Source organism: Halopenitus malekzadehii (assembly GCF_900108505.1).
GTDB lineage: Archaea > Halobacteriota > Halobacteria > Halobacteriales > Haloferacaceae > Halopenitus > Halopenitus malekzadehii.
Genome location: NZ_FNWU01000017.1, coordinates 1 through 22,153, shown reverse-complemented (window position 1 = coordinate 22,153; position 22,153 = coordinate 1). Strand labels below are relative to the sequence as shown.

Annotated in this window: 22 protein-coding genes and 1 pseudogene; 12 read left to right on the top strand and 11 right to left on the bottom strand. The window is 68.5% G+C overall.

Annotation, left to right across the window (positions count from 1 at the left end; translation table 11 throughout):
* Positions 1-8: 8 nt before the first annotated feature.
* The 3 genes from BLW38_RS13865 to BLW38_RS13855 all read right to left on the bottom strand — a co-directional run bounded on the left by BLW38_RS13865 (position 9) and on the right by BLW38_RS13855 (position 3,403).
* Positions 9-494, bottom strand: coding sequence for a dual specificity protein phosphatase family protein (locus tag BLW38_RS13865; protein ID WP_092817800.1), 486 nt, complete (start codon positions 492-494; stop codon positions 9-11).
* A gap of 157 nt (positions 495-651) precedes the next feature.
* The gene (locus tag BLW38_RS13860; protein WP_092817799.1) at positions 652-1,818 is read right to left on the bottom strand and encodes a hypothetical protein; all 1,167 of its coding nucleotides are present in this window, start codon (positions 1,816-1,818) and stop codon (positions 652-654) included.
* 124 nt (positions 1,819-1,942) lie between these two features.
* The gene (locus BLW38_RS13855) at positions 1,943-3,403 is read right to left on the bottom strand and encodes an amidase (protein WP_092817798.1); all 1,461 of its coding nucleotides are present in this window, start codon (positions 3,401-3,403) and stop codon (positions 1,943-1,945) included.
* A gap of 211 nt (positions 3,404-3,614) precedes the next feature.
* Between BLW38_RS13855 and cyoE the strand changes: the two genes are divergently transcribed.
* The 7 genes and pseudogenes from cyoE (at position 3,615) to BLW38_RS13825 (ending at position 9,364) form a co-directional block, all read left to right on the top strand.
* Entirely contained in the window at positions 3,615-5,036 is a 1,422-nt protein-coding gene (cyoE, locus tag BLW38_RS13850) for a heme o synthase (RefSeq protein WP_092817797.1), read from the top strand.
* An 82-nt stretch (positions 5,037-5,118) separates the two neighbouring features.
* A pseudogene (locus BLW38_RS16960) lies at positions 5,119-5,244 on the top strand (antitoxin VapB family protein); the annotation flags it as partial.
* Positions 5,245-5,500: 256 nt separating this feature from the next.
* Positions 5,501-5,656 (top strand): hypothetical protein, encoded by a 156-nt coding sequence (locus BLW38_RS16365; protein WP_177167516.1) that lies wholly within the window; start codon positions 5,501-5,503, stop codon positions 5,654-5,656.
* A gap of 6 nt (positions 5,657-5,662) precedes the next feature.
* Entirely contained in the window at positions 5,663-6,205 is a 543-nt protein-coding gene (locus tag BLW38_RS13840; protein ID WP_092817795.1) for a cupredoxin domain-containing protein, read from the top strand.
* Positions 6,206-6,207: 2 nt separating this feature from the next.
* Positions 6,208-7,932 carry a cytochrome c oxidase subunit I gene (locus BLW38_RS13835; RefSeq protein WP_092817794.1) on the top strand — a complete coding sequence of 575 codons (1,725 nt, stop codon included), beginning with the start codon at positions 6,208-6,210 and terminating at the stop codon, positions 7,930-7,932.
* 154 nt (positions 7,933-8,086) lie between these two features.
* On the top strand, positions 8,087-8,776 hold the full coding sequence (locus tag BLW38_RS13830; protein WP_092817793.1) for a hypothetical protein: 690 nt from the start codon (positions 8,087-8,089) through the stop codon (positions 8,774-8,776).
* A 159-nt stretch (positions 8,777-8,935) separates the two neighbouring features.
* A complete protein-coding gene (locus BLW38_RS13825; RefSeq protein ID WP_092817792.1) occupies positions 8,936-9,364 on the top strand; it encodes a universal stress protein in 429 nt (142 codons plus the stop codon).
* Between the two features lie 62 nt (positions 9,365-9,426).
* Here the strand turns inward: BLW38_RS13825 and BLW38_RS13820 are convergent, their stop codons facing one another.
* Both BLW38_RS13820 and BLW38_RS16360 read right to left on the bottom strand, forming a co-directional pair.
* Positions 9,427-12,018: a heavy metal translocating P-type ATPase gene (locus BLW38_RS13820; RefSeq protein WP_092817791.1), complete on the bottom strand. Its 2,592-nt coding sequence runs from the start codon at positions 12,016-12,018 to the stop codon at positions 9,427-9,429.
* On the bottom strand, positions 12,015-12,191 hold the full coding sequence (locus tag BLW38_RS16360; protein ID WP_177167518.1) for a hypothetical protein: 177 nt from the start codon (positions 12,189-12,191) through the stop codon (positions 12,015-12,017). Before BLW38_RS16360 ends, BLW38_RS13820 begins: the two co-directional genes overlap by 4 nt.
* Between BLW38_RS16360 and BLW38_RS13815 the strand changes: the two genes are divergently transcribed.
* The 3 genes from BLW38_RS13815 to BLW38_RS13805 all read left to right on the top strand — a co-directional run bounded on the left by BLW38_RS13815 (position 12,181) and on the right by BLW38_RS13805 (position 14,479).
* Entirely contained in the window at positions 12,181-12,486 is a 306-nt protein-coding gene (locus BLW38_RS13815; protein ID WP_092817790.1) for a putative quinol monooxygenase, read from the top strand. The genes BLW38_RS16360 and BLW38_RS13815 overlap by 11 nt on opposite strands.
* A gap of 217 nt (positions 12,487-12,703) precedes the next feature.
* Positions 12,704-14,158, top strand: a complete 1,455-nt coding sequence (locus BLW38_RS13810; RefSeq protein ID WP_177167517.1) for a GAF domain-containing sensor histidine kinase — start codon at positions 12,704-12,706, stop codon at positions 14,156-14,158.
* A gap of 69 nt (positions 14,159-14,227) precedes the next feature.
* Positions 14,228-14,479, top strand: a complete 252-nt coding sequence (locus BLW38_RS13805) for a hypothetical protein (RefSeq protein ID WP_092817788.1) — start codon at positions 14,228-14,230, stop codon at positions 14,477-14,479.
* Positions 14,480-14,489: 10 nt separating this feature from the next.
* On the opposite strand, the gene BLW38_RS13800 is transcribed toward BLW38_RS13805, so the two are convergent.
* The 5 genes from BLW38_RS13800 to BLW38_RS13780 all read right to left on the bottom strand — a co-directional run bounded on the left by BLW38_RS13800 (position 14,490) and on the right by BLW38_RS13780 (position 18,698).
* Positions 14,490-14,702, bottom strand: a complete 213-nt coding sequence (locus BLW38_RS13800; RefSeq protein WP_092817787.1) for a hypothetical protein — start codon at positions 14,700-14,702, stop codon at positions 14,490-14,492.
* Between the two features lie 282 nt (positions 14,703-14,984).
* Complete coding sequence (gene fer, locus BLW38_RS13795) at positions 14,985-15,374, bottom strand: ferredoxin Fer (RefSeq protein ID WP_092817786.1); 390 nt, start codon at positions 15,372-15,374, stop codon at positions 14,985-14,987.
* A gap of 120 nt (positions 15,375-15,494) precedes the next feature.
* Positions 15,495-16,148 (bottom strand): dolichyl-phosphate hexose transferase, encoded by a 654-nt coding sequence (locus tag BLW38_RS13790; RefSeq protein ID WP_092817808.1) that lies wholly within the window; start codon positions 16,146-16,148, stop codon positions 15,495-15,497.
* A 295-nt stretch (positions 16,149-16,443) separates the two neighbouring features.
* On the bottom strand, positions 16,444-18,099 hold the full coding sequence (locus BLW38_RS13785; protein WP_092817785.1) for a GMC family oxidoreductase: 1,656 nt from the start codon (positions 18,097-18,099) through the stop codon (positions 16,444-16,446).
* On the bottom strand, positions 18,096-18,698 hold the full coding sequence (locus BLW38_RS13780) for a gluconate 2-dehydrogenase subunit 3 family protein (RefSeq protein ID WP_092817784.1): 603 nt from the start codon (positions 18,696-18,698) through the stop codon (positions 18,096-18,098). The genes BLW38_RS13785 and BLW38_RS13780 overlap by 4 nt, the downstream gene beginning before the upstream one ends.
* Positions 18,699-18,762: 64 nt before the next feature.
* On the opposite strand from BLW38_RS13780, the gene BLW38_RS13775 reads away from it, so the two are divergent.
* Together BLW38_RS13775 and BLW38_RS13770 are read left to right on the top strand one after the other, a co-directional pair.
* On the top strand, positions 18,763-20,394 hold the full coding sequence (locus BLW38_RS13775) for an ABC transporter permease (RefSeq protein ID WP_092817783.1): 1,632 nt from the start codon (positions 18,763-18,765) through the stop codon (positions 20,392-20,394).
* Positions 20,395-20,474: 80 nt separating this feature from the next.
* The gene (locus BLW38_RS13770; protein ID WP_092817782.1) at positions 20,475-21,773 is read left to right on the top strand and encodes a CaiB/BaiF CoA transferase family protein; all 1,299 of its coding nucleotides are present in this window, start codon (positions 20,475-20,477) and stop codon (positions 21,771-21,773) included.
* Between the two features lie 43 nt (positions 21,774-21,816).
* Here the strand turns inward: BLW38_RS13770 and BLW38_RS13765 are convergent.
* On the bottom strand, positions 21,817-22,153 hold a 337-nt coding region (locus BLW38_RS13765; protein WP_143040901.1), incomplete at its 5' end, for a zinc ribbon domain-containing protein.

The following is a 22,153-nucleotide window of genomic DNA, read 5'->3' as shown; positions in this document are numbered from 1 at the left end:
CGACCCGGTCACCGAGGACCCCGACTCCGGTCCCGATCCCGATCCCGATCCTGGCCCTGACTCCCACCCTGGCCCTGCCCCTGATCGCGGACCGCGACGGCCCGACGGACCAGCGCGGGATGCGGATCGATCGCGGGGCGAGCCTCGGCGATCTGCTCGAAGGCGGTCTCGAGGGGGATCCCGTCCCGGATCGCCATCGCCGTGGCGGCGACCGCCGGGCTTCGCGAGGCGCCGGCCGAACAGTGCACGAGCACGCGGTCGGCCGCGTCGCGCCCCGCGATGACCGTGCGGACCGCCTCGCGGAACGCCCCGGGATCGTGTCGCGGCCCGTCCCGGAGCGGGACGTCGACGACGGCGATCCCTTCCGGGATGGGGCCGTCCGGGGCCGCGTGCGTGAGGGAGACGATCCGGTCGATGCCGCGGTCCCGGAGCGCATCCGGATCGCCCGCGTCGTCGATCGGGCCGACGAACAGATCGGTGGCCACTCGGTCCATCGTTCGATTCGGGTTCGGCCGACCGCCTCATAAGGGTCCTGTGTGTATCGGCCTCGACGGTCCACCGTTTGCCTCCGGCCCTGCCGGTCCCGTCCCGTCGACGCCCGAGACCCGGACTGGAACCGGCCGGCTACCAGGTATGGGCGCGCCGGCCGGTTCACCAGACGTTCGTCGCGACGATCCACGGCTTCTCGTCGGGGTCGTACTCGTCGATCGCGCCGCTGTGGCTCCGCGTCTCCGGCGCCAGGATCCCGACGTGTTTGAGCTGCTGGACGAAGTTGAACAGGACGTTGTTCCGGACGACGTCGCGCCAGACGTCCGGATCCGCGTAGATCCGCTCGGTCTCGCCGCGCTCGATCAGCTTGCGGGCGCGCTCGGCGCCGCGGGTGGTGCAGATCGCGCTCAGGAGGACGTTCGGGTACTCGTGCACGAGGCGTTCGAGGAGGTCGAGGAAGTGGGCCTCCGGCCCCGCCGCGCGCAGGGCGTCGAGGAGGAGCCCGAACTCCGGATGTCGCGCGAAGGCGTTCCGCAGGAGGATCGCCAGCGGTGGGTGGGTCTCGGCGACGGTGCTGCCCCGCGTTTCCCGTTTCACCGCGTCCAGGTCCGCGAGGTCCAGCACGCCGTAGCCCCGAAGGACCGTCGCCGACAGCTCCCCCTGGTCGGTCAATCGGCACGGGGATCCGGCCGCGAGGAGTCCCAACGTCTGCGCGCTCGTGATGGCGCTCTCGCCCGCGCCGAAGCCGTACTCCGCGGCGATCAGGTCGTCGAGTTCCTCGCGCGCCAGCGGGCCCGCGCCGTCGATCCCGATCACCGGCGCGAGGTAGTTGAGCGGCTGCGCGAGGCTTAGCGTGGTGACGTCGCCGCCGAACTCGCCCCCGCGGAGCCGCACCGAGAGCTGCCCCTCGATGTCGGCCACCTCGGTGCTCGACTCCGCCCGCGGCGGCGGGCGCCAGGCGCTCACGCCCGCCTCGTCGACGCCGATCACGCCGACACCCTTCGACCGCAGTAGGGACGTATGCGAGTCGACGGCGGTCGCGTCCCCCGCGAGGTAGGAGACGTGGGCGCCCTCCTGGTAGGTGAGCGCCTGGCCGATGCCGCGCAGAAGCCCCGCAGAGCCCTTCACCTCGATCGCGAACACCCGGTTCCGGTTCGTGAACCCGAGGACGTCCGGATACCGCCCGCGGATGGTGATCGAGTGTCGTCGACATCGATCCAGCACGTCGGCGTACGTCTCGCTGTGTGCCTCGGGAACGTGGATCAGTGGATCGTAGTTTCGGTCCTCGAGCGCCGTGATGACGTGGTCGAACACCGCCGCCTCGTCCATACGCGAGCCTCGATCGCCGTCACCAAGAAGCTACGGTCCAGCCGGCACGGCCGGACGTGAGGGCCCGACCCGACCGCCATCGCCCGATCGTCGTCTTCCCGAGCGGTTCAACCGGCGTCCGCGGTCACACCGGCGGATACGCGTGGTCCCACGGGTTGACGCGTTCGAAGCTGGCGCTGGCGGCGAACACGCGCTCGTCGTGGTACCGGGGACCGACGATCTGCATTCCGACCGGGAGGTCGTTGTCGGTGAACCCGGCCGGGATCGAGGCGTTCGGCGTCGCCGTGAAGTTGAACGGCCAGGTCAGGAACCACCCCAACGCACCGGGAACCTCCTGGCCGTTGATCTGGGGCGGCCCCGACACGTACTCCGTGGACGGGGGCTCGATCGAGAGCGTGGGGGTCACGAGAAGGTCGTACTCCTCGAACAACGCGTGAATGGTCCGGTAAAACGCCGTGATACGGGATTGTTGGGCACCGAGCTCGACCGCGCCGATCTCCCGTCCCTCCTCGATCTTCTCGGTGACGGAATCGGGAAGTTCGTCCCGGTGATCGCCGTACATATCGATGCCGTGTTGTGCCTTCTTCGCCTCGTTGATGCCGGCCATCGTCACGCTCCAGTGGTCCATGAACGCGTCCCACAGTTCCTCGAACGTCACGTCGATCCCGATCTCCACTTCCTCGACGCTCGCACCGAGCGTGTCGAAGGCGTCGAGTGACTCCTCGACGACCGACCGGATCTCGGGGTCCACCGGGAACAGCTCGTCCAGATCGGGGCTGTACGCGACGTCCATCCCCGCGATGGAGCGCTGCGTCGCGCCGACGTAGTCCACGCCGTCGTCCGGCAATCCGAAGGGGTCCTGGAGGTGCGGCCCGGTCATCACGTCGAGCATCACCGCGGCGTCGCCGACCGACCGCGAGAGCGTCCCCGTCTGGTAGAACGGGGGTGCAACGAACATGTTGGGACGATGGCGGTGCGGAACCCGCGTGAACGACGGACAGTAGCCGAACACCCCACACGCCGCCGCCGGGATCCGACACGATCCGCCGGCGTCGGAGCCGGTCGCGATCGGGACCATCCCCGCCGCGACGGCCGCCGCGCTTCCGCCCGAGGAGCCACCCGATGTTCGATCGAGATCGAACGGGGTCGGCGTTTCGCCGATCAGCAGGTTGTCGGTCTGTCCCTTGTGGCCGAACTCCGGCGTGTTCGTCTTGCCGACGACGATCGCCCCCGCGTCCTGGAGGCGCTGGACGGCGATCGACGTCTCGTCCACGATGACGTTCTCCAACGGTTTCGCGCCCTGGGTGTACGGTAGCCCCTCCATCTTCCCGAGCAGGTCCTTGATGGCGATCGGCACGCCGTGGAGCGGGCCCAGTTCCTCGGCGGTCTGGACCGCCCGTTCGGCCTCCTTCGCCTCCTCCCGTGCCTCCTCGGTGAGGAGCGTGATGAACGCGTTCAGATCCCCCTCTTGCGCCTCGATCCGCTCGATGTGGGCGTCGACGAGATCGACCGGCGACAGGTCGCCGCGTTTGATCCGTGATGCCATCTCGGTGGCCGGAAGATAACACAGGTCTTCGTTTGTCATAAGATACCACGGAATGACAGCTCACACATATAGTTTGTGGCAGGTATGAAACAACGTACAATCCATTCGTTCGTGGGAGGGCTCCGACGGCCGTACTCCCGGAAAATCGGTGCAGTGAGGCGACCACCTGATCCATCTTCCACCCCTCGATCGCCCACACACGAACACGTTCGGCGGAAGCCCCGAAGGGGGCGGGCGGAAACGGGTCAGTATGGATCGACCACGGCTCACGACGCTGCTCGTTCGGTCGGTCGTGGGGACCTACCTGCTCGTCGCGCTCGGGGCGACCGCCGCCGCCGACGCGGGCCCGATCGTGACGGCGGGCCACCACCTCGCGGCCGTTCTCGTCGGCCTCCTGCTGGTGGTCACCGCCGTCGTCGCCCGACGCTCCGGGGCCTCGCCGTGGGTCGCCCGCGGCACGCTCGCCGTCCTGCTCGTCTATCCCGTGCAAGCGGGGATCGGGCTGGCGGGCGCCTCCGGATTCGCGCCCTTCGACGGCCGCCTCCACCTGCTCGGCGGCGTCGCGGTCTTCGGCACCCTCCTCGTGACCCTCCTCGTCCAACTGGAGGCGACGACGCTCGCGGGGATCGACGCCGAGTCGTCTTCCCCCGTCGCTGACCCATCCCTCTCCGACGTCGCCTCGCCGTCGACCGGCGCCGACCCGTCTTCCGCTGACGCCGACCCGTCTTCCGCCGACGCCGACCCATCCCCCGCCGACGTCGCCACGACCGCCGACGCGCTCGGGGATCGCCTGCGGGCCTACCTCGAGTTGACCAAGCCACGGCTGATGTGGCTGCTGTGTCTGCTCGCGCTGGCGGGGATGGGGCTGGCGACCGCGACCGGCGCCGCGCTCGACGGCGTGACGGTCGTCGCGACCCTCGCCGGGGGCGTCCTCGCGATCGGGGCCGCGGGCACGTTCAACCACGTATACGAGCGCGACCGGGACCGGAAGATGCGGCGGACTGCGGACCGCCCGGTCGCGACCGACCGGGTCGGCGTCCGGCGGGCGATCGCGTTCGGGATCGGGCTCGTGACCGTCGCGATGGCGATTATGGTCGCGTTCGTCAACGTCCTCGCGGCGGCGCTGACCGCGGCGGCGGTCGTCTACTACGCCTACGTCTACACGGTCCTGTTGAAGCCCACCACGCGCTGGAACACCGTGATCGGCGGCGGCTCGGGTGCCCTCCCGGCGCTCATCGGCTACGCCGCGGTGACGGGCACCGTCGAGCTCCCGGCGATCCTGCTCGCGGTCGTCGTATTCTGCTGGACGCCGGCGCACTTCTACAACCTCGCCATCGCCCACCGAGACGACTACGCCCGCGCGGACTACCCGATGATGCCGGTCCTCGAGGGCGTCACCGCGACCCGACGTCGGATCGTCGGCTGGCTCGGCGTCACCCTGCTTGCCGCCGTCCTCCTCGGCGGCGTCACCGACCTCGGGGTCCCCTACGCGCTCGCGACCACCGTCCTCGGCGGCGTCTTCGTGCGCAGCGTCGTCCGCCAGTACGCGACCGCAGGGGCCCACGACGATTCCGAGGCGGTTCGGCAGGCGGCCTACCGGAGCTTCCACGCCTCCAACGCCTACCTCGGCGGCGTTCTCGCCGTCATCCTCCTTGAGACGCTCGTGCTGTGAGGGCGATCGTCGGTTCGGGATCGACGCGTGTCCGACAGCGCCGCGTTCCGGTGGCCGATTCTGCCGCTCCTCGTGAGTCGGTTCTCACGTCGTCAAGCGGATCGCGGGAGAACGCTCGTGGACGGAGATCGCAGGTATTCTTTCCGAGGCGGAAGCGGAAGACCTCGAGCACCTCATCGAGGAAGGACGGGGACGGTCCCGTGACTGACCGACGACCCGGTTCTCACTCGGACTGACGCTCACGTCGATCGTCTCGACGGTCTCGACGTCGAACCGCATTCGCCGATACCCGTTCTCTGGATCTCTTCGTCCCATCCCGGCTCCCGACCGACCGACCGACCGGCCACCAATCCTCGTCCACGAATACGTTCGCCCGGCCTCCCGCGTTCCGAAAGCGCCGGTCGAACATGTACGCGACAACCCCCACGGGGGGACTGTCCGTATCCTCGGGACGTGAGTCAACTATGAGTCAGGATCAGACCCGCGACGCCGCCGACGTGCCGGCGATGCAGCGCATATACGACCGCATCTGGTTGCTCGCCCTGGCCGCGTTCGTCTTCTTCCTCGTGGCCTACGTGGGGTGGGGGCTGCTCGACCTCACGTCGCTGCCCGCGAGGTGATCCCCGATGAGTGATCCGCTCTCCGACCCCGACGACGACTGGTGGGAGTCCCCGGTCAACCGCCGTGAGACCATCTGGCTCGGGCTCGCCGGCGCGTGGTCGGTCGGGATCTTCGCCTGGATGGCCGGGTTCACCCAGTTCGGCGACCAGAACCCGATCGGGACGACCTACGACGTCGATCCCGACCAGTACCAGGAGCGCGTGGCCGAGTATAAGGAGGCCGCCGAGGAGGTCGACGACGGCCTGGTTCCGCCGGGCGACGACGTCTACATCGGCGCGATGCGGTTCAACTGGGACGGTCTCCCGGTCGTCCTCGAGGCCGGCACCGAGTACGACATCCACCTCGGCGCCTACGACGTCCAGCACGGCTTCTCGGTCCGGCCCGAGGAGAACCTGAACAAGCAGATCAACCTCCAAGTGTTCCCCGGATCGGAGTGGGTGATCCCGATGACCTTCGACGAGCCCGGAACCTACCACGTCGTCTGTAACGAGTTCTGCGGACAGGGTCACCGAACGATGCACGGTCGCTTCACGGTGGTGGAGGGGTAACGATGTCGGCGATCGCCTCCCTCTTCGGCAACGACTACGATGCGGACGGCTTCCGGACCTGTTCGGTGACCGGCCTCGACGTCCACCGGTCGGTCGAGAATCACGTCAAACTGTACGGGCTGACCGCGGTGATCGCGTTGGCCTTCGGCGGGATCTTCGCCTTTACCGTCGCGATGACGCGCTGGGAGTTCATCGGCCTTCTCGACCCGAGCCAGTTCTACACGCACCTGAGCGCCCACGCGTGGAACCTGCTCATCTTCTGGATGGTCTTCATGGAGATCGCCATCCTCTACGTCGGTGGCCCGATGGTCCTCGGCAAGCGGCTCCCGATCCGGCGGGTCGCCACCGCCGGCTGGGTGGTGATGGCGATCGGCGCGATCGGGGTAAACGCCTCCATCTGGCTGACCGAGACGCCCAACGAGGCGCCGCTGTTGACCGCCTACGTCCCGCTGCCGGTCTCGCCGTGGTTCTACGGCGCCGCGATCGTCTTCCTGCTCGGGGCGACGATCGCCGCGTTGCCGTTCTTCGTGACCATCTGGAACGCGACCCGCGGCAAACGCCGGACGCTCCCGCTGGTCGCCTTCGGGGCGTTCATCACGAGCATCATCGCGGTCGAGGCGATCCTCGGCGGGATCGCCGCGTTCGCGTACGCCTTCGCCTGGCGGGTCGACCTGATCGCGTCCGTCGACCCTGGCATCTACCGGCAGCTCTACTGGATCGTCGGCCACGGAACCCAACAGATCAACCTGCTGGCGATGATCACCGTCTGGTACTTCCTGACCCACGTCGTCGGCGGCGCGGTCGTCGTCTCCGAGAAGGTCTCGCGAACGGCGTTCGTGATGTACCTGTTCTTCATCAACCTCGGTGCGGCCCACCACCTGCTCGTCGACCCCGGCGTCTCCGCCGGCTGGCGGATCTGGAACACCTCCTACGCGTTCTACGGCGCGGCCTTCGCGAGCATGATCCACGCGTTCGCGATCCCGGCCGGGATCGAGGCCGGCCGTCGACGTCGCGGGCAGGGCAGCGGGCTCTTCGGGTGGCTCACCTCCGCGCCCTGGAGGAACCCCGTGTTCGCCTCGACGGTCTTCAGCATCATCCTCTTCGGCTTCCTCGGCGGGATCACCGGCGTCGTGATGGGCCAGATCCAGGTGAACATGACCTGGCACAACACCTTCGCGGCGGTCGGCCACTTCCACGCCACGGTCGTGCTCGGCACCACGCTCGCGTTCATGGGGCTCGTCTTCTTCGTCATCAAGACGATGTTCAGACGGGACCTCATCTCGAACACCCTGGCGCTTCTCGTCCCGTACGGCTACGCCGGCGCGATGAGCATCGTGACGCTGATGATGATGTACGCCGGGATCCTCTACGGCGTCCCCCGACGGACCGCGGAGGTCGTTCGCAACATCCCCGGCTCCGAGTTCAGTTTCTCGGCCGCGGTCCCGATATTCATGGTGTTCGGCGTCTTCGCGCTGCTCGCGATCCTGGGCGGCGCGCTCTTCATCGTCGTCTCCGTGGCCTCGCTGCTGTTCGGCGACCGGATCGAGGACGGTGACGACGCCGGGCTGCTGCCGGAGGGCGGTCTCCACGCCGACGGCGGGGAGTCGATCCACGCGATCGAACTCCGGGGCACCTTCACGCTCTGTCTCGTGTTCCTTGCCACCTTCATCGCGATCTACGTGTTGAACTGGTACCTGGTGACCCAGCTGTGGGGGATCGGCGCGTGAGCTGACGCGTCGATCGCTCGCCTGCCGTGTCGCACCGACCTGAGCATCCCTGAACGACGGGCGATCGAACCGACCACATTCGACCTACCGGACGACCGAACTGACACACTCGACCCACCGGACCAAACCACACCCGAACCGACCACCACGACGAATGACCGACACCTCACGGCTCTCCCTCCCGATACGACCGGACAGCATCGTTCGCCGGGGCTGGCGAACCCTCCTGAGCGTCTACTGCTCGAACACCCCGATCTGGCGGTGGTTGAAGAGCGGGGCGCTCGTCTTCCTCGGGTTCTTCCTGTGGATGGGAGGAAACGTCCTGCACGCCTACTGGCCGGACGTCGCGATCCTGCGGTACATCCTCGCGTACGGCTTCGTCGTGATCGCGTGGGGACCGTTCACCCATCTGGTCGTCGTGCCGAGCATCATCCGACTCCGGCGGACCGCCAGCCGTCCGATCGTCAGGCGGGTCGTCAAACACGGCTCGAAGATCAACTTCGGGACGTTCCTGCTCGTCGTCGTGATCCTTGGCATGCTGTTGCCCGGCGTGATGGTGCTCGATTTCACCACCGGACTCGGCACCGACGGCGGCGACGTGACCGCGGATCTCGTCTGCGACACCGGCAGCGAGACCGTCAACTGTGAGCTCGAGAACGCCGAGGGCGTCGATCACGTCGTGATCATCTCCGGCGGGGAGGTGCTCGACCGGAGCGACGAACCGCCGTACGCGGTCTCCGCCTCCCGCGAATCGCTCTCGGAGGGACCCTCGGGACTGCAGTTCGAGATCGAACTCCGCGACGAGAACGGCGAGACCCTCCGCCGGTTCATCCGGACCGTCTGAGTCGCCGGCGGTCGGATCGGCGCGGTCCACGGTCGGCATTCGGTTGGTTCCACGGTCGGCCTTCGTTCGGTCCACATCCGTTCTCACGCCGGTCACGCCGGGCACGCCGAGCGAGTTACGGCAAGCTTACGTTCCCGACCGGCGTCGATTCTCCTGTTGATGTTCGACCACATCCTGTTCCCCACCGACGGCACCGAGCAGGCGGACGCGGTGCTCGAATACGCCCTCGACATGGCCGAAACCCGAGACGCGACGCTGCACGTACTGTCCGTCGTCGACGACCGGTCCTTCCTGACCCTCGACGACGACCGCGTCGACGAGGTCCGTCGCGAGCTCGAGGCGCAAGCGCGCACTGCGGTCGACGCCGCTGTCGACGCGGCGGCCGACCGAGGGATCCCGACCACTTCCGCGGTCGACGTCGGCGATCCCTCGCCCGCGATCATCGAGTACGTCGCGGACGCCGGGATCGACCTCGTGGTGATGGGGACGAGCGGCGACAACTACGAGCGAAACATCGTCGGGAGCGTCTCCCAGCGCGTCGTCAAGCAGTCCCCGGTGCCGGTGTTGACCGTCAGGATCGAGGAGTAGCGGTCGCAGCCGTTTCGGGCGACTCAACGTTCAGCCCGCCTTAACGCGGTCCGCCTCAACGCTCAGTCCGTCTCGACCGCTTCGTCCGCCTCGACCGTCGGATCCTCCGCGATCACCGACCGCGTCGAGTTCGTCACCACGATCGCGCTGCTGGCCGCCATCGCTAAGGCGGCAAAGAGGGGGTTGAGCGCCCCGACGACCGCAAGCGGGATGGCCACCGCGTTGTACCCGAGCGCCCAGGCGACGTTCTCGCGAACGCGGCGTCGGGTCCCAGCCGCGAGGTCGAAGACCGTTTCCACCGCGCGCAGGTCTTCCTCCGTGACGACCACGTCCGCGGCCTCGAGCGCCCGGGCCGTGCCGTCGCCCATCGCGATGCCGAGGTCGGCCGCCGCGAGCGCCGGCGCGTCGTTGGTCCCGTCGCCGACCATCGCCGTCGTCCCCTGTGTGGACAGCCGGCGGATCGTTTCGAGCTTGCCGTCCGGCGGGACGCCGGCGAAGACGTCGTCAACGGCGGGGTGGTCGCGGAACCGGTCGGCGCGCGGGCCCGCATCGCCCGTCAGGACGACCACCTCCCGGTCGGCGAACGCCTCGAGCGTCTCGGTCCACCCCGCCCGTTCGCGGTCGCCGACCACGATCACCCCGCGTGCGTCCCCGTCCCAGCCGACCGCGACCGGTCGGGCGCCGGCGTTCTCGGCCGCCGCGACGTGCTCCGTCAGGGTCGCCGGAAGGGCCCCGCACTCGCGCTCGACGAGCGACGGCGTTCCGACGACCACCCGATCGCCGTCGGATCCCTCGATCCGGCCCGAGACGCCGGCGCCGGGATGCGTGTGAAACGCCGCGACGGACCGGTCGACGGCGCGTTTCTCGACCGATCGACCGACTGCGCGTCCGCCATCCGTGGCGTGTGGTGCCGTCCCAGTTGACTCCGGCGTCTCGGCCGCCTCCAGTATCGCCTCGGCGACGGGATGATCGGCGCGTCGTTCGATCGTCGCGGCACGCTCGAGGGTTGCGGGGTCGCCGTGGACGTCCCGGACCCGCATCGATCCGGCGGTGAGCGTCCCGGTCTTGTCGAACACGATCGTCTCGGCGTCCCGTGCGGTCTCGAGGACCGATCCGTCGGTGACGATCACGCCGCGCTCGAGGGCGTCCCGGAGCCCGCCCGCGATCGCGAGCGGCGTCGCAAGCCCCATCGCGCACGGGCAGGAGACGACGAGGACGGTCAACCCCGCAAGCAGCGCGGCCTCGACCGGGGCCCCCGCCAGCAGGCGCCACCCGGTCACCAGGACGCCGAGGGTCACGACGACCGGGACGAAGACGGTGGCCAGCGCGTTCGCGAACCGCTGGACGCCCGGCGTCGTCGTCTGCACCTCCCAGAGCGCGGCCGCCAGCCGGTCGGCCGTGCTCCGTGCCTCCGGCCCGACCGTCACGACGATCGACTCGGTGGTTCCATCGCCGGCAGCCTCCGTCGAGGACGCTTCCGCCTCGACGCCGCCGAGGACGGTCGCCCCGCCGACGACCTCGTCGCCGGGTTCCACGCGGACCGGCAGTGACTCGCCGGTGATCACGGACTCGTCGACCTCGGCGATCCCCTCGGCGACGGTGCCGTCAACCGGGACGCGGTCGCCGGCGTGCACCACCACCCGGTCGCCGGGATCGAGCGCGTCGACCGGGACCGACTCTCGACCCGTATCGGTGAGTCGTTCCGCCTCGGCCACGCGGTCGGCGGTGGCCCGCTCGAGCAGGCCGGTCGCTCGGGACCGAACCCGGTCCTCGTAGTAGCGCCCGATCGTGACGACGAGGACGATCGCGACGCTCACGTCGTAATAGAGGTGCGTGCTCCCGCTCACGAGCGCGAGGGTGCTGTAGGCGGACGCCGACAGCGCCGCGACCGAGACGAGGAGATCCATATTGGGCTGCCGCGTGCGGAGGCTCACGTACGCCCCCCGGAGGATCGGGGCGCCGGTCGTCGCGAGCAGGGCCGCGGTCGCGACGGCGATGAACGCCGCCGGCACGTAGTAGCCCGCCGGCGTCGTGGTGTCGATGGCGAGTACGGTCGTCTCGACCCCGAGGTAGCTGGGGTACAACGCGAGAACGTACCAGGGCATCACCAGCATCGCGAGGAAGACCCCGATGGCGATCCGCTCGGGGGCCCGGTCGCCACGCGCGCGGTGCGTATCGCGAGGTGCTTCCTCGACAGACTCGGCCGGTTCCCCGTCCTCGCGCGGGCGAAGCACGTATCCGTATCCCGAAAGCGCCGCCGGGAGCTCCCGCTCCCCGATCGTGTCCGGGTCGTAGACTACCCGGGCGGTTCCGGTGGCGTAGTTGGCACGGACCTCGTGGACGCCGTCCGGGTCATCCCCGCGCAACGCGAGGAAGGACTCGCAGGTCGCACAGTGCATCCCGTCGACCGACAGGTAGGTCACGGCGGCGCCGTCCGGAACGGACTCGGTGGACCCGTCCGCGCCCTGGTCGTCGACCGCGTTCGCGGCCGCCTCCCGACCGGTCGGGACGTCCTCGTGGTCCTCGATATCCGCGAGATCGTCGAGCCGGGTGGCGACCTCGAGACAGCCCCGACAGCAGAACTCGCCGTCGACGTCGGCAGTCGAAAGCGGCGGATCCGGCGTCTCGAGCCCACAGAGTCGGCAGTCGCTCATCGTCGATCGGTTATCTCCCCGCCCGGGAGTCGCTGTTCGCGAACGTGTTCGGGGCGGCTCCCGAATCGGTCCCGACCCATCGCCGGACCGGTCGAGGCGGCCGGTTCGATCGTCCGGACCACCGGACATATCCCGTCGCCGCCGGAACCCGCGTCCGCATCGATGATCGTCATCCACGCCACCTTCCCGATCGACCCGGACGAGCGCGAGCGAGCGCTCGAACTGGCCGCCGACCTCGTCGCGGAGACCACCGACGAGCCCGGCGCGATCGACTACCACGCCGCGATCGACATCGAGGACGAAACGGTGCTCCGGTTCATCGAGCGGTACGAGAACGCCGAGGCCTTCGAGGCGCACGTCGACTCCGCACACTTCCAGTCGTTCGCCGAGCAGCTGCCCGAGCTGCTGGCGGGCGAGCCCGAGGTGCTGCGCTTGGAGGTTTCCGACGCCATCGAACTCGAGTTGTAGCCGGGGAACTCACCCTCTGACGTACCCTATTTCGGTTTCGTCTGGACGATCGATGTCGGGATGGCCGCTAGAACTATGTCGGCTTCGAGACATACACGATCGGATCGGTATGATTTCCCCGTGGTCACTCGTCGACGGTCCCGCAGGTCGTCTCGATCGCTTTCGGACCCTCCGGCCGGGTGACCGTCTCGCCACCCCGTTGCTCGTCCTGCTCGGTGTGACCCTGTCCGTCGTCCACCTGCAACACGTCCGCAGCCACGAGGAGATCACCCCGATCGTGTTCATCGGGGGCGTCGTCCCGCTCGTGATCTCGCTCGCCGTCGTCGTCGTCGCGGTGGGTCTGCAGGCGTCGGCCCGGATTCCCCCGCGCCGCGTCTGGTGGTGGACCTACGGCGGCGCGGCGACGATGGGTGCGGTCGCCAGCCTCGTCGTGTTCGACCAGGGCGTCGTCATCGGCTCGGTCCGGGAGACCCAGTACGTGCTCGCCACCGTCGCCGCCGGCGGCGCGCTCGGCGGGACCCTCGTCGGGATCTACGACGCCCAGCGTGTCCGCCGGTTGCACCGGATCGAGACGATCCATCGCGTGACCGAGGAGTTGCTCACCGTCCACACGCGCGAGGACGTCTGTGGCCGCGTCGTCGAGACCGTCGCCGAGGAGTTCGATATGCCCCACGCAGGGATCTGGCTCCACGACGCGGACCGCGACGCCCTCGTTCCGGCCTCGCTCACCGAGGCGTCACTGGACCTGTTCGGCGAGGACCCCGTCTACTCCGCGGGCCCGGATCCGAGCATCTCCTGGGAGGTCTTCGAGAGCGGGACGCCACGTGTGGTCGACGACGTCGACGAGTATCCGCGGATCTACGATCCGACCGAGACGCCGGTCCGCAGCGAGGTTCTCCTCCCGCTGGGCGACCACGGGGTCTTCAGCGTCGCGGCGAGACAGCGCCGCGCCTTCGACGACGTCGACGTCACCATCGCCCGCATCCTGGCGTCGACCACGACCGCCGCCCTCGACCGGGCGGCCCGCGAGGAGACGATCCAGCGCCACCGCGAGGAGCTCGAACGGCGGAGTGCACAGCTCGAGGAGTTCGCTGGGACCGTCTCCCACGACCTCCGAAACCCGCTGAACGTCGCCACGGGCTATCTGGAGCTCGCCCGAGAAACGGGTGATGACGAGTATTTCGACCGGATCGAGGACGCGCTCTCGCGGATGGACCGACTGATCGGGGACGTCCTCACGCTCGCGCGGGAGGGCGAGGGGATCGACGAGACGAAGCCGGTGGATCTCGGTGCCGTCGCCCGTGATGCGTGGGGATTCGTCGAGACCTCCGACGCGGAGTTGGTCGTCGATGCTAACCGGACGGTCGAGGCTGACCCGAATCGCCTCCAGCAGGCGCTTGAGAACCTGTACCACAACGCGGTCGAACACGCGGGTCCGGACGTGACCGTCCGCGTCGAGACGATCGCGGACGGGTTCGCGGTCGCGGACGACGGCCCCGGGATCCCCGCGGGCGATCGGGAGGCGGTCTTCGAGGCCGGGCACTCGAGTGACCCCGACGGGACCGGCTACGGGCTCGCGATCGTGGAGACGATCGCCGAGGCCCACGGCTGGGACGTTCGTTGCGGTGCGGGCGCCGACGGCGGCGCGCGCTTCGAGTTCCATACCGAGTGATCGCGTCCGAACCTGTCCGCTGAAACACACGTCCGAACCGTTAAGACCGATCTCCGGGATCCGTCGGGTATGCCCGCGAAAACCGGCGGATCACACGCCGTCTCGGCGTTCGTCACCCTCATCGTCGGCACGATGTTCTCGAAGTACCTCTGGAGCGTCGCGCCGCCGCTCGGCGAGGCCGGCGTCCTCGCGATGGCGGCGATCCGGTCGACGACGGGGATCGCCGTGCCCGCGACCGACCAGTTCGCGGGATCGGTCGTGATCATGCTCGGGCTCTCGTTCGTCTGGGGAATCGTGTATCACGTCTCCCGACACGGATGAGCCGATCGCGTCACTCCAGGTAGCCCAACTCCCGGAGCTGATCTCGGGTTTCGGGGTCGATATCGGCGTGTTCGAGCGCCTCCTGGCCGACCGTCTCCCGCTCGCGGAGCACCAGCAGGAGTTGTCTGGCCGTCCGGAGTTTGAACCCGAGGGCTTCGTCGTCGACGTCCGCCTCGACGCTCTCGAGGAGCGTATCGATCGTCTCGATCGGTGTGTCCGACATTGTACGATCGTCCGATTATTATATTTTATATATTATGCATATTCCCGTCCAGACGGAGCGGTCGTGGGGACTATATACATCGTCGTGCGCGACGGCGACGTCGATCGGTCGTGCGCGATGGCGGCGTCGATCGGTCGTGCGCGATGGCGGCGTCGATCGGTCGCCCCACACGTCGATCGGCGGGGACGCGTATCTCGTGATGATTTCGGCCCGAGAACTACCGAGTCTGACCCATCACTGCCCTCGAAAGAGTCGCGTCCGTGTACGGATCGGGACGCCGATTTAAATGACGCGGTTCTGCAGGTAGTCGAGGTGTTTCGCGTTGTAGACGATCTTGACCTCGTCGGCGGCCGGGCTGCCGATGCAGGTCAGGCGGACGTCCTTCTCCTCGACTTCCTCGTCCGAGAGGATCTGCTGCATATCCATGTCGATCTCGCCCTGCTTGACGATGGACGCACAGTTCGCACACGCGCCGGCGCGGCAGGAGAACGGCCAGTCATACCCCTGCGCCTCGGCGGCTTCGAGGATGTATTCGCCCTGGTTGACGTCGAGCGTACCGTAGTCCTCGTCGTCGAGGCCGGCGTCGGCGGCCTTCTCGAAGAGGTCGTCGTCATCCATCGACCAGTCGTGGTCGTCGAGCACTTCGTAGTTAAGGTATTCTACTGTGGGCATCACCTCTCGGTTTGGCACCCACCTCATTAGGCTTTGCTGTTCGAACGGACCGATCGCCGGTGGCGCGGCTGATCGATCCTCGACGGCGTGAACGTGTTCGGGAAGCGATCGCGCGGCCCGCTAGAGCTGCCGGAGGCGTTCCTCCAGACAGACCGTCACGATCGACTTCGCGATCGCCGCGCCGCCCTCGATCGGGTCGAGTTTCGTCTCGCCCGCGCGCTCGCCGTACGGGATCGGGACCTCCTGCACGTCGTACCCGCGCACGAGCGGTCGGATCAACAGCTCGGCCGAGAGGCCGGTGTTTTCGGTCCACTCGATCGACTCGATCACCTCGCGGCGGTAGGCCCGCATCCCGGTCGTGGTGTCGTGGACGCGCGTTCCCATAAGGAAGCTCGCGATCCCGGCGAAGGCGTGGTTGCCGAACCGGTTGAACACCGGCATCGTCTCGGCGCCGTGATACAGGCGGTCGCCGCTGACCACGTCGGCGCCGTCGTTGATCGCCTCGAGGAACGCGGGCAGCCGCTCCATCGGGTAGGTGTCGTCACAGTCGGTGGTGACGACGACCGGCCGGTCCGGCGCCCGGATCGCCGCCTCGACGGCGACGCCGTAGCCCTGGGGCTCCTGTTCGATCACGGTCGCCCCGTGTTCGCGAGCGATCTCGGGCGTTCGGTCCGAGGAGCCGTCGACGCAGACGACCTCCGCGCGCCCGTTCGTGACGCGCTCGATGTCCTCGAGCACCGTCGCGATGGCCGCCTCCTCGTTGTAGGTTCCCATCACCACGCTCAGGTCGTCGAACGTGAAGTGACCGGCGTCCGTCCCGCTAGCGTCCCTGGCGTTCGATCGTGTCTCGTCGGTATCGCCCGATGTCTCTGGATCCGCCGTGGACGCGTCGACTCGTTCCGTCGTCGCGGTCGGATCGTCCCGGTCGGCCGGTTCCTCGTCTCCGTCGATGTCGGCCGTCTCGGCCCCGGTTCGGGGCTCGATTGACTGACTCATTATCTCCCCATCGGAACCGGGGGGATTTAATCTTTTAGGTTCGCCTAAAACAGATGCGACGACCGGTGGGTTCTCACAGACCGTCGAGCGCCGCGTCGATGGTCTCGGCCGCCCGGAGCGCGAGCGCGGCGATCGTCAGCGTCGGATTCATCGCGCCGCCGGTCGGGAAGACGCTGCTGCCCACGATCCAGCAGTTCCGGAGATCGTGGGTCCGCAGATCGGGATCGACGACGCTCTCGGTCGGATCCTCGCCCATCCGGGTCGTCCCCATATGGTGATAGGCCGGACCGGTGCTTTCGGCGTCGGCCTGCCAGGTGATCTCCGCGCCCAGCTCCTCGAGGATCGACTCCTGGATCGCGTTCACCCGGTCGATCGTTTCGAGCGCGCGGTCGTCGACGGACCAGTGGATCTCCGGAACGGGATTCCCGTGGGCGTCGGTGCGGTCGCGATCGAGGCCGACGTAGCTCCCCTCGTCGGGGAGCTGTCCGACGAGTGCCCCCATCGCGATGTTGTTGCCGTAGGCGTCACGCAGGTCCCCGAGGAGATCGTCGCCCCACGACTCCCCGGAGAGCGCCATCTCGACCGGCGACGGGCCCGCGTAGTTGAAGAACTCGAGTTTGAACGGCGCCGTCTCGGCGTCGGCCTCGTCGTAGAACCCGTGACACTCGCTCGTCAGAAAGCCCACGTGGTTCTGGCGGGTCGGCTCGTCGAGGACGCCGCCGGTGCCGGCGAACAGGTGGTCCATAAAGAACTTCCCGACCGCCCCACTTGTGTTCGCCAACCCGTCGGGATACTGATCCGATTCCGACAGGAGCAGCAGCCGGGGCGTCTCCACGCCGCCGGCGGCGACGACGAAGGCGTCCGCTTCCTGTCGATGGGTCTCGCCGTCGGGAGTGACGTACTCGGCCGACTGGATCCGCTCGCCGTCGGGCCCGTGATCGAGCCGCTGCACTGCCGCCCGGTCGATGACCGTCGCGCCGCGCTCCTCTGCGCGGTCGGCGTGGACGGTCGCGTCGTACTTCGCTCCGGAGGGGCAGACGGGCTGGCAGGTGCCGTAGCCGACGCAGGCGCTGCGGTCGTCGTAGCCCTCCGAGTTGCGTGCGTTCGGCACCGAGTGCATGTCGATCCCGAGCTCCTCGCAGGCCTCGGCGAACAGGCTGTCGCTGTAGGACGGCGGAAAGGCGGGCATCGGATGCGGCTCCTCCCGCGGCGGGGCGTACGGATTGTCGCTGGCCCCCGACACCCCGAGCTCCCGCTCGGCCGCCGCGTAGTACGGTCGGAGGTCGGCGTAGTCGATCGGCCAGTCGACGCCGACGCCGCGCTCGGTGGCGGCGTTGAAGTCGTCCTCGTGGAGCCGCATCACCATCCCCTGCCAGTGGAGCGTCGACCCGCCGACGCCCTTCACGCGGGCGTGGTTGAGCGGGTAGCCCCGGTCGCCGCTGCTCGAGTAGGCGTCGCGCTCGGGGTCGCCGTCCCAGACGTCCGGTCGGCCGTAGTACGGACGGATCGCCCGTTCCTGGCGGTCGATGCGGTCGGCGGGGTCGAACCGCGGGCCCGCATCGAGAACGACGACCGAGTGCCCGGCGGCAGCGAGCCGGTCGCTCACGATCGCGCCCGCGGGCCCGGCCCCGATCACGCAGACGTCGGCGTCGACGACCGGCGTCCGGTCGATGTCCGACCGATCCGATCGATCGGTGGTCGTCCCGGACCGATCGGCGGATTCGATCATCGGGTCGGCCCCCGTCGATAGCTCTCGGTCCCGCCGGGGTGTCCCTGCGGGTTCTCGATGCCGACGAGCTCCCCGCCGGTCGGCGAGGCGTACAGCGCGAACAGCAGCTCGTTCACGACGTGGTAGCGGACCCGCTCGGCGAGGGTCCCGTCGGGGACCTCCCCGGCGACGTCCGCGCCGACCTCCCGCAACAGGCGATCGCGGTCGGCGGCCGGGATCGTGGGCAGTCGCCCGCCGTACCACTCCGTGGCGAGTTCGTCGAGCTCCGTCATCGTCTCCCGGATCCCGTCCGCGGTCGGCGCCTCCCGCAGCCGTCCCTCGATGACCGTCCCGACGAACTCCTCGATGCTCGAGAGCTCGTCGGGATAGACGGGCTCGGCCACCGCCACGAACGCCTCGACGATCGCGGGGTCCGCAAGAAGCGAGTCGTCGGAATCACCCGACGTCATCGAGGTCTCCCCGTCGGATCCGGGCCCGTCATCATCGTTTCCGGGCCCGCCGGCGTCGCCGTCGCGGACGTGGGCGACGCCCGTGACCGCGGCCCCGCCGGTCCCCATCGCCGCGAGGGCCGCGAGCGCGTCGCGTCTCGTCAGCTCCATGGGCGGATTAGGCAAACCTAATCCTTATACTCGTTGGAACGACTTGCTACGTATACGAACCGCTATGCGAGATGCCCGACCGATCCTCGCCGACCTCCGCTCGCGGCTCGGGTCGATCGAGACCACGTACGGACTTGCGCTCGTGTGTGTCGCGATCGCCCTGGCGTTCGTGTTCCCGTTGAGTTGGCTCGTGATCGAGACCGTCACCGTCGACCCGACCCGTGCCCGTGAGCTGCTTTTCAGCTGGGGAACGGTCGAGGTACTGGTGAACAGCCTCCTCCTGATGGCCGGCGTCACGGCGTCGTCGGTCCTGATCGGCGTCCCGCTCGCGTACCTCACGACCCGGACGGACCTGCCGTTCCGCCGGTTTTTGACCGTCGCCGTCGCCCTCCCCCTGGTCGTACCGAGCTACGTCGGCGCGTTCTCGTTCGTCTCCGCGTTCGGTCCCCGCGGCGAGTTTCGGGACCTTCTCGCACCGCTCGGGGTCGACCGCATCCCGGAGATATACGGCCTGCACGGCGCGGTCCTCCTCATCACGCTGTACACCTACCCCTACGTCTACCTGACCACGCGCGCGGCGCTGCTCTCGCTCGATACGACCCTCATCGAGGCCGCCCGGACCCTCGACCACACGCGGTGGGAGGCGTTCCGCCGCGTCACGCTGCCACACATCCGGCCCGCGACCGCGGCCGGCGCGCTGCTTGCGGCGCTGTACGCGATCTCCGATTTCGGCACGCCGGCGATCATGCGCGTCGAGGTCTTTACCCAACAGATCTACGTCGAGTACAACTCCTTCGGCCAGGAGTACGCGGCGATGCTCTCGTTACAGCTGCTCGTGGTGGTTCTCATCGTGTTGGGGCTCGAACAGTGGATCCGGTCGAACCGATCGGTCGAGGGCGGAACCGGCGGTCGCAGTGGGGCGCCGGTCCCTCTCGGACGCTGGCGGTGGCCGTCCCTCCTGTTGCCCGTCGGTGTCGTGGTCCTCGCGCTCGTGGTCCCGATCTGGATCCTCGGACGGTGGCTGCTCGCGGCCGACGCCGGTCGCCCCTCGTTGGCCTTCGAGTGGAGCTTCGCGGTCAACTCCGCGACGGTCGCGCTTGCAGCGGCGGCCGTCGCCGTCCTGGCGGCCCTCCCGATCGCCTACTTCGCGGCCCGCGAGGAGTCGCCGCTCTCGACGATCACCGAGCGCGCGACGTACGTCGGGTTCGCCGTCCCGGGGATCGTGTTGGCCCTCGCGCTCGTCTACTTCGGCGCGGGGTATGAGGCCCTCGAGATCCCCTACGCACCCCGCATCTACCAGACGATCCCGATTTTGGTCTTCGCGTACGTGATCCGGTTCACCCCGCAGGCGGTCGGCACGCTCCGGTCGGGCGTGCTTCAGGTCGATCCGACGATCGTCGAGGCGGCTCGGACGCTCGGGGAGAGTCCCGGCGGGGCCTTCCGCCGAGTCACCCTCCGGCTGATCGCGCCGAGCGTCACCGCTGGCGCGGCGCTCGTCTTTCTCACCACGATGAAGGAGCTCCCCGTGACGCTCATCCTCCGGCCGACTGGCTTCGAGACGATCGTCACCCAGATCTGGCGGGCCCAGGAGGCGGCCTACTTCCAGTACGCCGCCGTGCCGGCGCTGCTGTTGCTTCTCATCTCGGGGCTCTCGATGGTCGTGTTGCTCTCACAGGGCGGTCGGGAGGGGCTGTGAGTTCCGTCGACGGTACGCAACCGCATCCCGTGAGGATGGCTTCAAGTTCCCACCCCGCGAACCGATCCGGATGAACGCATATGGTCGGTGAAGCACGAACCCCGTCGGGATCCGACGGACCGCTGTCGGGCGTAACCGTTCTCGACGCCTCCCGCGTCCTCGTCGGACCGTTCTGTACGATGCAGCTCGGCGATCTCGGCGCCGAGGTGATCAAGATCGAACGTCCGGGCGAGGGCGATCAGACCCGCGGTTGGCACCCGCCTTCCTTCGGTGGGGATGAGGACGATCCCGGCGAGAGCGCCTACTACGCCAGCGTCAACCGGAACAAGCGCTCGGTCGAGTTGAACCTCTCGACCGAGGCCGGACAGGCCGTCTTCCGTGATCTCGCGCGGGAGGCCGACGTCGTCGTCGAGAACTTCCGGGTCGGCACGATGGACGGGTGGGACCTCGGGTACGAGGACCTCCACGAGGGTAATCCGGGACTCATCTACTGCGGGATCTCGGGATACGGCGAGTGGGGCCCCGACCGGGACAAGCCGGCCTACGACATCATGATGCAGGCCCGCGGCGGTCTGATGAGCATCACCGGCGTCGAGGGGGGCGCCCCGGTCCGCGTCGGCGTCGCGCTCGCCGACATCGGTGCCGGGATGTACGCGACGCAGGCGATCCTCGCCGCCCTGCTGGACCGAGAGCTGGGCGAGGGGGAGGCCGGACAGAAGATCGACGTCAGCCTGCTCGACGGGCAGGCCGCCTGGATGAGCTATATGGCCACGAACTACTTCGCATCCGGGGAGTCGCCCCGCCGAATGGGGAGCAAACACCCGAACATCGTCCCCTATCGGGCCTTCGAGACGGCCGACGGCTACGTCGTCGTCGCCTGCTCGTCGGATACGTTCTGGCCACCCCTCTGTGCGGCGCTGGACCGACCCGACCTGCTCGCGGACGACCGTTTCGAGACGAACGCGAAACGCGTACAGCACCGCGAAGCCCTCGACGCCGAGCTCGAGGCCACGTTCGCCGAGCTGACGACCGAGACCGCCCTCGACGCCCTGGCCGAGCACGACGTTCCCGCGAGCCACGTCCGGGATATGGCGGAGGTCTTCGCGGACCCGCAACTCGAGTCGCGCGGGATGCGGGTCGAGATGGAGCATCCCACCGCCGGCACCGTGGAGATGCCCGGATCGCCGATGCACTTCTCCCGATCGCCGACGACCTATCGCCGTCACCCGCCGCTGCTCGGGGAACACACCACGGCCGTGTTGCGCGAGCACGGCTACGAGGACGACGACATCGACCGCCTGCGCGAGGCCGGCGCGATCCCGGCGGACGGGGGAACGAACGGGTCGGCGGCGAACGCGTCGACCACCGACGCGGATTGACATCCTCCCCGCGCTAAAGCGCGAGGATTCCTCCGTTGGGGGTTTAGCTACCGACCCACGGGGCAACTTGCGGGTTTGTGCGCACTTCTTTGGGACTTTCGTGAGGGTGTGGTTTCCCCGACCAGTCGTGGTCGTCCCACTCGAATCGCACGGGCCGTGCCATCGGCCTGATTTCGCAATCGCTGTTTTCTCGAAGGAACGTCTCTGACGCCGTGAGGTCGGCGTGTCCCTCGAAACCGCACGGACACGTCAGCGTATCCTCGTGGCGAATCGTCTTCTCGTGGTCGCCACACTCGGGACACGTCTGACTCGTCCACGCTTCCGACTCGGCTTCGAGGCTGATGCCGTACTCCTTACAGACACACGCGAGACGGTGGATG

Coding starts and splice junctions, on each gene's coding strand:
- BLW38_RS13865 (WP_092817800.1), bottom strand. CDS start 494: ATGGACCGAGTGGCCACCGATCTGTTCGTCGGCCCGATCGACGACGCG.
- BLW38_RS13860 (WP_092817799.1), bottom strand. CDS start 1,818: ATGGACGAGGCGGCGGTGTTCGACCACGTCATCACGGCGCTCGAGGAC.
- BLW38_RS13855 (WP_092817798.1), bottom strand. CDS start 3,403: ATGACAAACGAAGACCTGTGTTATCTTCCGGCCACCGAGATGGCATCA.
- cyoE (WP_092817797.1), top strand. CDS start 3,615: ATGGATCGACCACGGCTCACGACGCTGCTCGTTCGGTCGGTCGTGGGG.
- BLW38_RS16365 (WP_177167516.1), top strand. CDS start 5,501: ATGAGTCAGGATCAGACCCGCGACGCCGCCGACGTGCCGGCGATGCAG.
- BLW38_RS13840 (WP_092817795.1), top strand. CDS start 5,663: ATGAGTGATCCGCTCTCCGACCCCGACGACGACTGGTGGGAGTCCCCG.
- BLW38_RS13835 (WP_092817794.1), top strand. CDS start 6,208: ATGTCGGCGATCGCCTCCCTCTTCGGCAACGACTACGATGCGGACGGC.
- BLW38_RS13830 (WP_092817793.1), top strand. CDS start 8,087: ATGACCGACACCTCACGGCTCTCCCTCCCGATACGACCGGACAGCATC.
- BLW38_RS13825 (WP_092817792.1), top strand. CDS start 8,936: ATGTTCGACCACATCCTGTTCCCCACCGACGGCACCGAGCAGGCGGAC.
- BLW38_RS13820 (WP_092817791.1), bottom strand. CDS start 12,018: ATGAGCGACTGCCGACTCTGTGGGCTCGAGACGCCGGATCCGCCGCTT.
- BLW38_RS13815 (WP_092817790.1), top strand. CDS start 12,181: ATGATCGTCATCCACGCCACCTTCCCGATCGACCCGGACGAGCGCGAG.
- BLW38_RS16360 (WP_177167518.1), bottom strand. CDS start 12,191: ATGACGATCATCGATGCGGACGCGGGTTCCGGCGGCGACGGGATATGT.
- BLW38_RS13805 (WP_092817788.1), top strand. CDS start 14,228: ATGCCCGCGAAAACCGGCGGATCACACGCCGTCTCGGCGTTCGTCACC.
- BLW38_RS13800 (WP_092817787.1), bottom strand. CDS start 14,702: ATGTCGGACACACCGATCGAGACGATCGATACGCTCCTCGAGAGCGTC.
- fer (WP_092817786.1), bottom strand. CDS start 15,374: ATGCCCACAGTAGAATACCTTAACTACGAAGTGCTCGACGACCACGAC.
- BLW38_RS13790 (WP_092817808.1), bottom strand. CDS start 16,148: ATGGGAACCTACAACGAGGAGGCGGCCATCGCGACGGTGCTCGAGGAC.
- BLW38_RS13785 (WP_092817785.1), bottom strand. CDS start 18,099: ATGATCGAATCCGCCGATCGGTCCGGGACGACCACCGATCGATCGGAT.
- BLW38_RS13780 (WP_092817784.1), bottom strand. CDS start 18,698: ATGGAGCTGACGAGACGCGACGCGCTCGCGGCCCTCGCGGCGATGGGG.
- BLW38_RS13775 (WP_092817783.1), top strand. CDS start 18,763: ATGCGAGATGCCCGACCGATCCTCGCCGACCTCCGCTCGCGGCTCGGG.
- BLW38_RS13770 (WP_092817782.1), top strand. CDS start 20,475: ATGGTCGGTGAAGCACGAACCCCGTCGGGATCCGACGGACCGCTGTCG.